Here is a 13,308-nt window from a genome sequence, read left to right on the forward strand (position 1 = left end):
TAGAATTTCCTTTAGTGCATTGCTGCCAGAACTTCAAACGGTATGCTGCCGCCAAAAATATCCAATGCACTGCCAACCGTCACATCCAGACGGCCTTTTCCTGCTTCACGCAGAACTTCAATATCCTCCATGGAGCCAACTCCACCTGCGTAAGTTACCGGATGCTCCGTATACTGTCCCAGAAGCTCTGCGAGATCTTTTTCCACACCGTGGGCCTTGCCTTCCACATCCACAGCATGAACCAGAAACTCATCACAGTAGCTTCCAAGCTTCTCCATCAGTTCCAAAGTCACGATCTCCTCTGTGAACCTCTGCCATCTGTCTGTGACAATATAATATTCTCCATCTCTTTTGCGACAGCTTAAATCCAGCACAAGACGTTCCTTTCCTACGACATCTCGGATCTTCGTCAGATTCTCCCACGAGATCACGCCGTTCTTAAAAACATAGGAAGTTACGATCACATGACTTGCACCTGCATTCAGATATTCTGCCGCGTTTTCCGGACAGATACCTCCGCCGATCTGAAGCCCACCCGGATAGCCGGAAAGTGCCAGCACAGCCTGCTCTCTTGTTGCCTCATAATATGGGGAATCCTTTCCGTTCAGCAGGATCACATGTCCACCCTTTAATCCTGCCTTCTTATATAATCCCGCATAAAAAGCAGCATCCTGTTCTGACACAAAATTCTCTGCCGCCTGGTCGCCCTGGTCTTTCAGGCTCCCTCCCACGATCTGTTTCACCTGGCCGTTATGTATATCAATGCATGGTCTGAATTTCATAGTCCTTATCCTCCGTTCTTCTTTCCATGCACTGATAATAGCATCTGAGACAGTTTTATGCAATGCTGTGGTAAAATATCTGCCGGAACCATTTATTTTTCACTGCTGATCCCGAAATTAACAATAACTCTATCTTCCTTCTACTGCATTACCAACTGCATTGCCAATATCGTCTACTGCATTGCCAACGCCATCGCCCAGATCCTTCACGCTGTCACCAAGCTCACCGGATACGGTTCCGTCATTTCCTTTATTTCCGGTCCCATTATCTCCAGTCCCTTCTGTTCCAGGTGTCATAGCTGCATCATTCCCGTTATTTCCTGTATCTGATGTTCCTGCTCCTGGAGTTACAGTAAGATTTCCGCCGGCCATCTCATTATTGTCTGTACCAGAATCCTCAATGATTCCACCATTATCCATCACACCATCATTATCAGCATCATTGTCCATGATCTCATCATCTGCTGCATCATTTTTGTCTTTTGTATCTTTTTGTGCATCATCCACAGTCTCATCTGCATTGTTTACCTCTGTCCCGCAGGCTGTAAATGTACAGAGAGACAGTGTGAGCAAAGTGCCGAAAAGAATTGCCTTCCATTTTTTCATATGATCTTCTCCTTTTTTGAAAAATTTCTGTATTCATAATATGGCACATTTCCTGATTTCCTATGCTGGGAAATTTTTCAAAAAAACAGCAGACCGAACATTCGCACTCCGCTTCACAACACGCAAAACGGGTTCTGCTTTTACACAGAACCCGTTATCATCACTTATATTTTTTATCAGGATCAGCCGATCACGTCACTCATATCGTAACGTCCTGCCGGTTTGCCTGCAATGAATTTCGCTGCTTCCACAGCACCTTTTCCAAAAATAGCCTTGGAATAAGCTGTGTGCTTGAACTCAATTACCTCGTCCTGTCCTGCAAAGATCACCTCATGCTCACCTACGATCGTACCGCCGCGGACTGCAGAGATTCCGATCTCCTTATCGTCACGTTTTTCACGTTTCTGGCTGCGGTCATATACATAGTGATACTTGTTATCCATCGCCTCGTTCAGACTGTCAGCCAGCGCAAGAGCTGTACCGCTTGGTGCGTCAACCTTCAGGCGGTGATGCTTCTCAACGATCTCCATATCAAATCCTGCTGCTGCAAGAACCCTGGCAGCATCCTGGACCAGTTTCAGAAGTGTGTTGATACCAAGAGACATATTTGCAGATTTCAGCACTGCAACCTTCCTGGATGTTTCCTCTACCTTTGCAAGCTGCTCCTCGCTTAAGCCTGTGCTGCAGAGAACAACCGGAATCTGACGTGCTGCGCTGTACTCAAGAAGCTTGTCTGTTGCTTTTGCAGAAGAGAAGTCGATGATGGCATCTGCTTCTGTCTGACATGCGTCAATATCGGTAAATACCGGATAGCTGTTTTTTCCCTGGTCTGCAATGTCGATACCTGCCACGATCTCAGCATCCGGATCTTTCTCCACGATGTCGCTGATCACCTGACCCATATGTCCGTTGCAGCCGTGCATGATAATTTTTACCATAGTATGTTTCTCCTTTACCTTCCGCTTACAGTCAGATTATTCAGCAAGCTTAAGACCGAATTTCTCGATTTCTTTTGCAAGAGCTGCCTTTGTGTTGTCTTCCATATCACAAAGTGGCATACGAAGTGGTCCTACATTCATTCCCATAAGATTCATAGCTGTCTTAACAGGGATCGGGTTAACCTCACTGAACAGAGCATTGATCAGCGGAATAGCCTTCAGCTGATCCTCAGCTGCACCCTTTGTATCACCGTCGAAATATTTCATAACCATATCATGTGTATACTTCGGTGCAACGTTGGACAGTACGGAGATTACTCCAAGTCCACCCAGAGAAAGAATCGGGAGAATCTGGTCATCATTTCCGGAGTAAAGCTCAAGCTGTCCGTCAGCCAGAGACATCATCTTGGCGATCTGGGAAAGATCTCCTGTAGCTTCCTTGATTCCGACAATGTTCTTCACATTCTTGGCAAGGTAAGCTGCTGTAGCCGGCTGGATATTGCAGCCTGTACGGCTCGGTACATTGTACATAATGAGCGGAGTTTCCGGAACTGCATTGGCAATTGCTGTGTAATGAGCGATAAGCCCCTTCTGTGTAGCCTTGTTATAGTAAGGTGTTACGATAAGAAGAGCATCTGCGCCATAGGAAGCAGCTTCCTTGGACATCATGATCGCTGTCTCTGTACAATTGGAACCTGTTCCTGCGATTACAGGCACACGTTTGTTAACCTTATCGATAGTGAACTTGATCGTCTGAAGGTGCTCTCCGTGTGTCAGAGTAGAAGATTCTCCTGTGGTTCCGCAGATAACGATGGCGTCTGTGCTGTTCGCGATCTGATCCTCAAGAATCTCCTCAAGCTTCTCATAATTTACCTTACCGTCTTCATGCATAGGTGTTACGATTGCAACGCCTGCCCCTTTAAAAATTGCCATTTGTCTTCCTCCTTCTTTCTTCTGTGAAATATTGCTTATTCCCGTTCCTGGCCGGTCAGCTCTGTTGTTATTGTGGTAATACTATCCACATAAGGCTTCAGAGCGTCCGGAAACCAGCGTCCGGTCATAATTATATGCATACTTTCATCCTTCTGCTTAAGCATATCGATGATCGTCTCAACTGGAGCGATTCCTTTATCCATAAGCCCGAGGATCTCATCCAGCAGCAGAAAATCACACTCGCCGGTAGCAATTACCTTCCGTGCAAAGTTAAGACCATTGAGAATGTTCGTCCTCTCCTCAGCCTTCTCCTGCTCGCTCAGGTCATTATAGCAGGTGTCCATTTTTTCGAAACGGAAAATCTTAAAATCAAGATTATCCAATTCCTCAAGAAAATCCAGTTCTCTACGTTCCCTGCCCTTAAGAAACTGTATGATGATCACACTCTTTCCCTGTGCGGCAAAACGCAGTCCCTGACCAAGAGCCAGTGTTGTCTTTCCTTTCCCGTTCCCGCAATAAACCTCTGTTATTTCTCTTTCCATGATTCTTCCTCTTACTGTTAGTGAAACCGGTAATTCCCCATTTTTAATAATTTTTTTTATATTACCGCAGATTGGCCGGAAATGCAAGTAGTACCTTAATGTTCTCAGCAATATTCCATAACATTTCCAATGTTACTCAACATATTCCAATTTGCTAACCGAAACTTCATAGGCTATCCTTTTTTCTGTCTCATTTTCATTGATCCGCTTCATATATTCCCTGCTCTGTATTCTGCCCCAGATCAGTACATGGCCGCCCACCTCAAAAGCAGACGCATATCTGGCATTTCTTCCCCAGCATATGCAAGGTATGTAATCAGATTTTCCATAAGGGCGATTGACTGCCATCAGAAGATCAGCGATTTCTCTTCCAAGAGGTGTTTTTCTGTATACAGGAGGTTTGCAGATATAGCCGTCCAGAAAGATCTGGTTCACAGGCATGGAATCATCTTCCTCCCCCACAAACTTCACTTCCCTTGCAAAAACAGAAAGCACAAGCCTGTTTCTTTTTTCCTCATGACGGTTATAGGACCGGAACTGTCCGTGGATCTCAATATATTCTCCCACGTAATCCTGTGTAATATCTATCAGGCGTTCAGATACCATGACCGGAATCCTGTCCTCTGAATCGCTGAGACGTTTTACCAGGATATCCATCATATAAAAGCCTTCTCCAAAGACCTGATGACTGAAGGTAAATCCCGTTGCGATCCGTCCCATAACCGATACCTGATTGTTTTCAATGATTTTATCTGCCATAATTAAGTAACTCCCTTCCTTATCGTATATTTCGTTTATACATGAAGTGTATGTACGTTCATACTGTAATATGTCTGAAAAATGAAAAACTAAAAATATTTTTTTATCTCTTGTAATCTGAAAAAAATGTGATAGACTATAAATTTGGACATCATTTTTAACAAAAAGATTACTTATATTATATGGAAAGAAAGGATTTTGATTATATGAAGACCAAGCGCGAAGATGTTCGTAACGTGGCCATTATTGCCCATGTCGATCACGGCAAAACAACACTTGTTGACGAGCTTTTGAAACAGAGCGGTGTTTTCCGTGAGAACCAGGAAGTCCAGGAACGTGTCATGGACTCCAACGATATTGAGCGTGAGCGCGGCATTACGATTCTCTCCAAAAACACCGCAGTTCATTATAAGGATGTGAAAATCAATATCATCGATACTCCAGGTCATGCGGACTTCGGCGGCGAGGTAGAGCGTGTGCTGAAGATGGTAGACGGCGTTATTCTTCTTGTGGACGCCTTCGAGGGTGCCATGCCTCAGACTAAGTTTGTACTTCGTAAAGCTCTCGAACTGGATCTGCATGTTATTGTCTGCATCAACAAGATCGACCGTCCGGAAGCACGTCCGGAAGAGGTTGTTGACGAAGTTCTGGAGCTTCTTATGGATCTGGATGCATCTGATGAGCAGCTTGACTGCCCGTTCCTGTATGCTTCCGCAAAAGCCGGCTATGCAGTCCGTAACCTCGATGACAAGCCAGAGAATATGGCTCCTCTTTTTGAGACTATCCTTGAGTCAATCCCTGCTCCGGAGGGAGATCCTGACGGAGATACACAGGTTCTTATCAGCACCATCGACTACAACGAATATGTGGGACGTATCGGTATCGGTAAAGTTGAGCGCGGAACTATTTCCGTAAACCAGGACCTGATGCTTCTGAACCATCATGACCCTGACAAACGTGAGCGTGTAAAGATCAGCAAGCTGTATGAGTTTGATGGTCTGAACAAGGTTGAGGTTAAAAGTGCTACCATCGGTGCTATCGTTGCAATCTCCGGTATTTCGGACATCCACATCGGTGATACTCTCTGTGCAGGAGACAATCCGGAAGCAATCCCATTCCAGAAGATCTCCGAGCCGACACTCTCCATGAACTTCCTCGTAAATGACAGCCCTCTTGCAGGACAGGAAGGTAAATACATCACTTCCCGTCACCTCCGTGACCGTCTCTACCGTGAGCTGAACACCGATGTCAGCCTTCGTGTGGAAGATACGGACACAACAGAGTGCTTCAAGGTTTCCGGCCGTGGTGAGCTTCATCTCTCCGTTCTTATCGAGAACATGCGTCGTGAAGGATACGAGTTCGCAGTCAGCAAGCCGGAGGTTCTTTACCACACAGACGAGCGCGGACGTAAACTCGAGCCGATCGAGATCGCATATGTTGACGTTCCGGAGGAATTTTCCGGTACCATCATCCAGAAGCTCAGCGAGCGTAAAGGTGAGCTCCAGGGTATGAGCACAGCAAGTGACGGAAGTGTCCGTCTTGAGTTCTCCATCCCTTCCCGTGGACTGATCGGATTCCGTAATGAATTCCTTACCTCCACCAAGGGTACCGGTATCCTGAATACCATGTTTGACGGATATGCACCTTACAAGGGAGATTTCCCGTACCGTAAACAGGGATCCCTCATCGCATTTGAAGCTGGTGAGACTGTTACTTACGGACTTTTCTCCGCTCAGGAGCGTGGTACTCTCTTTGTCGGACCTGGAGAAAAAGTTTACAGCGGTATGGTCATCGGACAGAACGGAAAGGCTGAGGATATCGAGCTGAATGTCTGCAAGACAAAACACCTTACCAACACACGTTCCTCTTCCGCTGATGATGCTCTGAAGCTTGTTCCGCCTAAGATCTTAAGTCTCGAGCAGGCCATCGAGTTCATCGACCAGGATGAGCTTCTTGAGGTAACACCTACAAGCCTTCGTATCCGTAAACGTATCCTGGATTCCAGAGACAGAAAACGTGCTGCATTCCGCAAGAGCTGATAGGATTTTGACGATATTTTATCATTTACCGGAATCTGGCAGTATTTTGCTGTGACAGGGTATTCGGATATATCTTTGACATAATTTATACGACTGCCATATGGGAGTGTTCTCCTGTGTGGCAGTTTTTTTTGAAAAAAATCTCCTGGCTTTCCCAGAAACCATCAGAAATCCCCCTTTACTTTGCCTTATATTTCCCTAAATTATTTTTTAATTGTTCTGAAAACTCAAAAAATTTCAGATTTTTTTATCTCTTATGGTTTTCCACTTTAGCGCGATATTATGTTTTTGTGAATTATTTATCAAAATATCGAGATATCTTTGTTAATTTTTTATCACATCCGCTATTGACGTATTATATCCGTTGAATTATAATGGTTTCATGATCGATTGACAAAAGTTTAACGTTATTTTTTTAACTTCTATAGCGTTTTATCTTTTGCCCGCCCCTCATATGTATGCATGTTTTTTGTCAGTGCTGACAAATAATTAACATGTATTTTGTGCACAATGCTGAATTTCATTTTTTTTACAAACGGTTTTTCAAGAGATTCAGACAGCTGCAAAGTAAAATTTACAGTATTTTCCCACAATTTTTAGTTCGTCATTTTGCACATAGCGGCAAAATTCTGAATTTGCGTTTTATTCTGAATTTTGATACTATATCAGTATCAAAACAGAAAATTCAATCAGATTGAATCAAAAAACGAGAACGCAGCGCGGGGACTTACAAAAAAAACTCTGCAGCATCTGCCGGTCAAAAAAAGACAACCGCAGAACCACAGACTATCATCATATGAAAACAGGAGGATTCCACATGGCAAAGAAAGATACTATCCCTACCATTATTGACACTCCAGAAGCCCTGACCGCGAAAATGGCAGCAATGAAAGAAGCACAGAAGATATTCTCCACCTACACACAGGAGCAGGTTGACAAGATTTTCAAGGCAGCTGCTACTGCTGCCGACAAGATGCGTATTCCACTGGCTAAAATGGCTGTTGAAGAGACCGGCATGGGAATCATGGAAGACAAGGTTATCAAGAACCATTACGCAGCAGAGTATGTTTACAATGCTTATAAGAACACTCAGACATGTGGTGTTGTAGAAGAAGACAAGGCATACGGGATTAAGAAGATCCTTGAGCCTGTAGGACTGATTGCCGCAGTTATCCCGACAACCAACCCGACTTCCACAGCAATCTATAAATCCCTTATTTCACTGAAAACACGTAACGGTATCATCATCAGCCCGCATCCGCGTGCCAAAGGATCTACTATCGCAGCCGCTAAGGTTGTTCTTGATGCAGCTGTTGCTGCAGGCGCACCGGAAGGAATCATCGGATGGATCGATATCCCGAGCCTTGAGCTTACCAACATGGTAATGCAGAATGCAGACATCATCCTCGCTACCGGTGGTCCCGGAATGGTTAAGGCAGCTTACTCCTCAGGTAAACCGGCTGTTGGTGTCGGACCTGGAAATACACCTGCCATCATTGATGACAGCGCAGATATCCGTCTTGCAGTTAACTCCATCATTCACTCCAAGACATTTGACAATGGTATGATCTGTGCTTCCGAGCAGTCCGTAACTGTTCTGGAAAGCATTTATAAAGAAGTTAAAGAAGAATTCCTTTACAGAGGATGCTATTTCCTCAAGAAAGACGAGATCGAGAAAGTCAGAAAGACGATCCTTATCAACGGCGCACTGAATGCCAAGATCGTAGGACAGAAAGCAGCTACTATCGCAGAGATGGCCGGCGTTACTGTTCCGCCACAGACCAAGATTCTCATTGGTGAGGTTGAATCCGTTGATATCAGCGAGGAATTCGCACATGAGAAGCTTTCCCCTGTACTTGCAATGTACAAGGCTAAGAATTTTGACGATGCTATCGCAAAAGCTGAGCGTCTTGTTGCAGACGGCGGCTATGGCCATACCTCTTCCCTCTACATCAACGTAAATGAAATAGAGAAAATGGATAAATTCGAGGCAGCTATGAAGACCTGCCGTATCCTTATCAATACACCTTCTTCCCAGGGTGGTATCGGCGACCTTTACAACTTCAAGCTTGCTCCATCCCTTACTCTTGGCTGCGGTTCCTGGGGCGGCAACTCCGTATCCGAGAACGTTGGTGTTAAACATCTTCTCAATACCAAGACCGTTGCTGAAAGGAGAGAGAATATGCTCTGGATGAGAACACCGGAAAAAGTTTACTTTAAGAAAGGCTGTATGCCGGTTGCTCTTGATGAGCTCGGTACTGTTATGGGCAAGAAACGCTGCTTCATCGTAACAGACTCCTTCCTTTATAAGAACGGCTACACCAAACCGATCGAAGACAAGCTGGATCAGATGGGTATCGTACACACATGCTTCTCTGATGTAGCACCAGACCCATCCCTTGCTTCCGCAAAAGCAGGTGCCAAAGCTATGACAGCATTCGAGCCGGACTGCATCATCGCTCTTGGTGGCGGTTCTGCAATGGATGCCGGCAAAGTTATGTGGATGCTTTATGAGAATCCGGACGCTGATTTCTCCGATATGTCCATGGATTTCATGGATATCCGAAAGAGAGTTTACACCTTCCCGAAGATGGGTAAAAAAGCTTACTTTGTAGCGATCCCGACATCTTCCGGTACAGGTTCCGAGGTTACACCCTTCGCCATTATCACAGATCAGGACACCGGCGTTAAGTGGCCGCTGGCTGATTACGAGCTCCTTCCGGATATGGCGATCGTAGATACCAATAACATGATGAGTGCACCTAAGGGACTTACCCGTGCTTCCGGTATCGACGTTATGACACATGCCATCGAGGCTTATGTTTCCATGATGGCTTCTGATTACACAGATGGTCTCGCACTGAAAGCGATCAAACTGGTATTCGAGTATCTGCCACGCGCATACAAGGATGGCAACGATGTAGAAGCAAGAGATCATATGGCTAACGCTTCCTGCATGGCAGGTCTCGCATTTGCCAATGCCTTCCTTGGAGTAAACCACTCCCTTGCTCACAAGCTTGGTGCTTTCCACCACCTGCCGCATGGTATTGCAAACGCGGTTGTTCTTCTGGATGTTATGCGCTACAACAGTGCCGAGGTTCCGACTAAGATGGGTACATTCCCACAGTATCAGTATCCGAAGACACTTGCACGCTATGCTGAGATCGGACGTTCTGTAGGTCTTACAGGCAAGAACGATGCAGAAGTATTCGAGAAGCTTCTTGCTAAACTGGATGACCTTATGAGAACTATTGAAATACTTCCTACAATCCGTGACTACGGTGTAGATGAAAAATACTTCCTTGAGACTCTGGATGATATGTCCGAGCAGGCCTTCAACGACCAGTGTACCGGTGCCAACCCGAGATATCCACTGGTATCTGAGCTGAAAGATATCTATCTGAAAGCATACTACGGAGAAGCGCCAAAGAAAGAAGATAAAAAAGCCAAATAAATGTGGAACACCCCTCTAATTGACGTAGCCGGGAGCGATTGACTCCCGGCTGCGTCTCCTTTGTTTATTCTTTCTTGTTGTTCATTTATTTCAGGCCATACTCTGCCGCAAGCTTCTTAAACTCAGGAAGAGAATTGACGATCGTCTCATAAGATACACAATACGCAAGTCTCACATAACCAGGGCATGCAAAAGAGCTTCCCGGTACCATGAGGATATTGTATTTCTTACCTGCTTCGCAGAAAGCTTTTTCATCTGCTACCGGTGATTTCACGAACAGATAAAAAGCTCCCTGTGGCTTGATACACTCAAATCCACACTCTTTCAGGCCATTGTAAAGTGCCTGACGGTTCTTATCATAAGCTGCAAGATCAGTCTTTGCATCTACACATTTCGCAACTACTTTCTGGATCAGGGACGGTGCATTTACACAACCAAGTGTACGGTTTGCGATGGTTGCTGCTGAGATCAGCTCTTCGCTTCCATCTGCCTCATCCGGGATCACCAGATATCCGATACGCTCTCCCGGAAGAGAAAGAGATTTGCTGTAGGAATATCCAACAACCGTATTGTCATAGTATTTGGTCAGGTATGGAACCTCAACGCCATCATATGCAAGTTCACGATACGGCTCGTCAGAGATCAGATAGATCACTGTTCCGAACTCCTTCTGCTTTGCTTCCAGAATTGCAGAAAGTTTCCTGATTGTTTCTTCTGAATATACAACTCCAGTTGGATTATGAGGTGTATTTACAATGACAGCTTTTGTCTTCGGTGTGATCTTTTTCTCAAACTCAGCAAGATTCGGCTGGAAGGTTGTGGTATCCGGAGAGATTTCCACAAGGACACCATCATAATTGCGGACATATGCACCGTACTCCAGGAAATATGGTGCAAAAACGATCACTTCTTCTCCCGGATTCAGGATTGTCTTCAAAATCACGTTCAGTCCGCTTGCTGCTCCAACTGTCATGATCAGGTTCTTTGCAGAAAATTTCGTATCAAAGCGCTTGTTGAGGGATTCTGCGATAGTCTGGCGTACATCCTCAAAACCTGCATTGCTCATATATCCGTGAAGAACCGTCGGATCTGTCTCATTAACAAGCTCAATGATCGCCTCGCGTACACAATCCGGAGCCGGCACACTCGGGTTTCCAAGGCTGAAGTCAAATACCTTATCTGCGCCGTATTTCGCACGGAGACGGTTGCCTTCTTCAAACATCATACGGATGGCAGAATTATTTTTTACATAGGGTTTCATTTTTTCTGATATCATGGTGGTTCTCTGCCACTCAAAATGTGATTAAACATACTCACATCGAGATAATGCGGATTCTCACGAATACCGCTTACTGTTTCTTTGTGTATGCTTTTGAGTAACCGGAGTTATCTCTACTCACAGATCCTAAGTACACTCCACAGTCGTTAATTCCCGAAATAGCCTTCGGTACATACTTACGTTTGCGGAATCATGCAACTTCGTAAGTCTCTGCATCTCTCAGATTCAGTGCTGCATTGAGATCTCTGTCCTCAATATATCCACATGTGCATCTGTAGATCCTGTCTGAAAGTTTCAGATCTTTTTTAATACAGCTGCAGCAGTGGCAGATCCTGGAAGATGGATACCATCGGTCAACTACCCTCAGTTCGATTCCATATTCAGCACATTTTGTTTTCAATTTTGTCCGGAATTCATAGAATTTCTGGGACGCAACTGCTTTTGAGAGATGCCGGTTCTTCATCATCCCGGATATGTTCAGATCCTCAATCGTTATATGAGACGGCTTGGTTTTCACTATCTCAGATATTACCTTGTTGATATGATCTGTACGGATATTTTCTATCCGATGATGAAGTTTCTGTACTTTAAGCTTTTGTTTGCATATATTTGCTCTTTGAGTGGTCTCTCCTTTCTTTAAGGTCTCATATTTACGGGAAAGCTTTCGCTGTGCCCGTCTTAATTGTTTCTCAAGTTTTCTGATCCGTGCTGTTTTATTGATATTTCTGTATACAGTTCCATTTGACACAACTGCAAAGTCTTTCAGCCCCAGATCAATTCCAATCCCATCAGTGAAATTTCCATCTGCTTCCGGAGCAGGTATATCGACAAGTGCAGACACATAATATCTGCCCGCTTTCATGGAAACTGCCCCGCTTCGGATCACATATCCATCTTTAGAAGCCGGAATGTAACCTTTTTCTTTCAGCCTTACCCAGCCAAGTGTTGGGATCTTGATCCTGTGACGTTCACAGAGACAGTCTTTGGGATTATTCTTTACAAAATACATTTTTACATCAGATCTTCCTTTTTTCTTATATCTCGGGAAACTACTCTGATGATGAAAAAATCTTGAAAAAGCGGTACAGGCATTTTCGATTGCATTCTTTACCGATTTGGAACTGACTTCTCTGATCCAGAAATATTCCGGATGCCCTGGAAGGTATTCATTGTTCAGCCATACACTGAACGACTTGCCGCTCATAAATCTTTCACCGGCATCATAACGTTCTTTATTATGAAACAGGTAGAAATTATAAATATATCTGCATGTGCCGATTGTCTTATGTATTTTGATCTTCTGCTCTTCTGTAGGATTGATCTCTGTCTTGAAGCTCTTCAGCAATCTCCTCATCCTTTTCTATCTGTTTTTTATACTTACGAAGTCCATATAATCTACAGGAAAACACATCAAGGATGGAAATAATATCCTGTACAAGTTCTTCCTGTGGTGACAGTTCTTCATTGTTCACCACCAGTATCGTTGTGTGGAATTTCATGCAGAATCTTTCAAACCAGTCGTATCCAAAACGGATAAATCTGTCTTTATGCGTGATCACTATGGTTTTGACCTTCTGCTCCATGACTTCGTCCAGTAATCCATTCCATTTCCTGCGGTTATAATTAAGTCCGCTTCCATAGTCTTCAATGCACTGGTCTACGATCATTCCTCTGGCATTACAGAACTGACGCAGAAATGCTGTCTGATTTTGAAGATCATCCCTTTGGTTTTTTGTAGATACTCTTGCATAAATAACAACTTTTCGTTTATCATATTCTATATTTATACCTTTAAATTGAAGATACTGGTCATATGTGTAATAACGCCTGTCTGTTGGAGTTCGGTTTGCTTTTAAGATTCCCTCTCTGTCCCATCTCTGAAGCGTTTTTACAGAAACACCTAATAATTCAGCAAAATCTTTTGGTTTATAATTTGTGATATTTGATGTGTTCATAATATACCTCCATAAGTATAT

Annotated in this window: 11 protein-coding genes; 2 read left to right on the forward strand and 9 right to left on the reverse strand. The window is 44.3% G+C overall.

The genetic code is table 11. The annotated features are described in order from the left end of the window. Positions 1 to 11: 11 nt before the first annotated feature. The 6 genes from hisA to AC04Q4_RS10470 all read right to left on the reverse strand — a co-directional run bounded on the left by hisA (position 12) and on the right by AC04Q4_RS10470 (position 4,560). Positions 12 to 782, reverse strand: a complete 771-nt coding sequence (gene hisA / locus AC04Q4_RS10445) for a phosphoribosylformimino-5-aminoimidazole carboxamide ribotide isomerase (protein WP_173738771.1) — start codon at positions 780 to 782, stop codon at positions 12 to 14. Positions 783 to 911: 129 nt separating this feature from the next. After that, a complete protein-coding gene (locus tag AC04Q4_RS10450) occupies positions 912 to 1,388 on the reverse strand; it encodes a hypothetical protein (RefSeq protein ID WP_476388934.1) in 477 nt (158 codons plus the stop codon). 182 nt (positions 1,389 to 1,570) lie between these two features. Beyond that, positions 1,571 to 2,326: a 4-hydroxy-tetrahydrodipicolinate reductase gene (gene dapB, locus AC04Q4_RS10455; protein WP_173738769.1), complete on the reverse strand. Its 756-nt coding sequence runs from the start codon at positions 2,324 to 2,326 to the stop codon at positions 1,571 to 1,573. Between the two features lie 36 nt (positions 2,327 to 2,362). Beyond that, positions 2,363 to 3,259, reverse strand: coding sequence for a 4-hydroxy-tetrahydrodipicolinate synthase (dapA, locus tag AC04Q4_RS10460; protein ID WP_119240464.1), 897 nt, complete (start codon positions 3,257 to 3,259; stop codon positions 2,363 to 2,365). 35 nt (positions 3,260 to 3,294) lie between these two features. Next, positions 3,295 to 3,801 (reverse strand): cob(I)yrinic acid a,c-diamide adenosyltransferase, encoded by a 507-nt coding sequence (locus AC04Q4_RS10465; RefSeq protein ID WP_173738768.1) that lies wholly within the window; start codon positions 3,799 to 3,801, stop codon positions 3,295 to 3,297. Between the two features lie 132 nt (positions 3,802 to 3,933). Next, positions 3,934 to 4,560 (reverse strand): single-stranded DNA-binding protein, encoded by a 627-nt coding sequence (locus tag AC04Q4_RS10470; RefSeq protein ID WP_173738767.1) that lies wholly within the window; start codon positions 4,558 to 4,560, stop codon positions 3,934 to 3,936. Positions 4,561 to 4,766: 206 nt separating this feature from the next. On the opposite strand from AC04Q4_RS10470, the gene typA reads away from it, so the two are divergent. Next, entirely contained in the window at positions 4,767 to 6,599 is a 1,833-nt protein-coding gene (gene typA / locus AC04Q4_RS10475; RefSeq protein ID WP_119240476.1) for a translational GTPase TypA, read from the forward strand. A gap of 817 nt (positions 6,600 to 7,416) precedes the next feature. After that, positions 7,417 to 10,053, forward strand: a complete 2,637-nt coding sequence (gene adhE / locus AC04Q4_RS10480; protein WP_476388935.1) for a bifunctional acetaldehyde-CoA/alcohol dehydrogenase — start codon at positions 7,417 to 7,419, stop codon at positions 10,051 to 10,053. A gap of 85 nt (positions 10,054 to 10,138) precedes the next feature. Here adhE and AC04Q4_RS10485 read toward each other — a convergent pair whose 3' ends face one another. From AC04Q4_RS10485 to AC04Q4_RS10495, 3 genes are all read right to left on the reverse strand, one after another. Beyond that, positions 10,139 to 11,329 (reverse strand): pyridoxal phosphate-dependent aminotransferase, encoded by a 1,191-nt coding sequence (locus AC04Q4_RS10485; RefSeq protein ID WP_476388936.1) that lies wholly within the window; start codon positions 11,327 to 11,329, stop codon positions 10,139 to 10,141. Positions 11,330 to 11,522: 193 nt separating this feature from the next. After that, a complete protein-coding gene (locus AC04Q4_RS10490; protein ID WP_173772930.1) occupies positions 11,523 to 12,686 on the reverse strand; it encodes an RNA-guided endonuclease InsQ/TnpB family protein in 1,164 nt (387 codons plus the stop codon). Next, positions 12,616 to 13,272 (reverse strand): IS607 family transposase, encoded by a 657-nt coding sequence (locus AC04Q4_RS10495; protein ID WP_178774460.1) that lies wholly within the window; start codon positions 13,270 to 13,272, stop codon positions 12,616 to 12,618. The genes AC04Q4_RS10490 and AC04Q4_RS10495 overlap by 71 nt, the downstream gene beginning before the upstream one ends. Between the last annotated feature and the right edge of the window lie 36 nt (positions 13,273 to 13,308).

This window comes from Blautia sp. HA8986 (assembly GCF_056504635.1).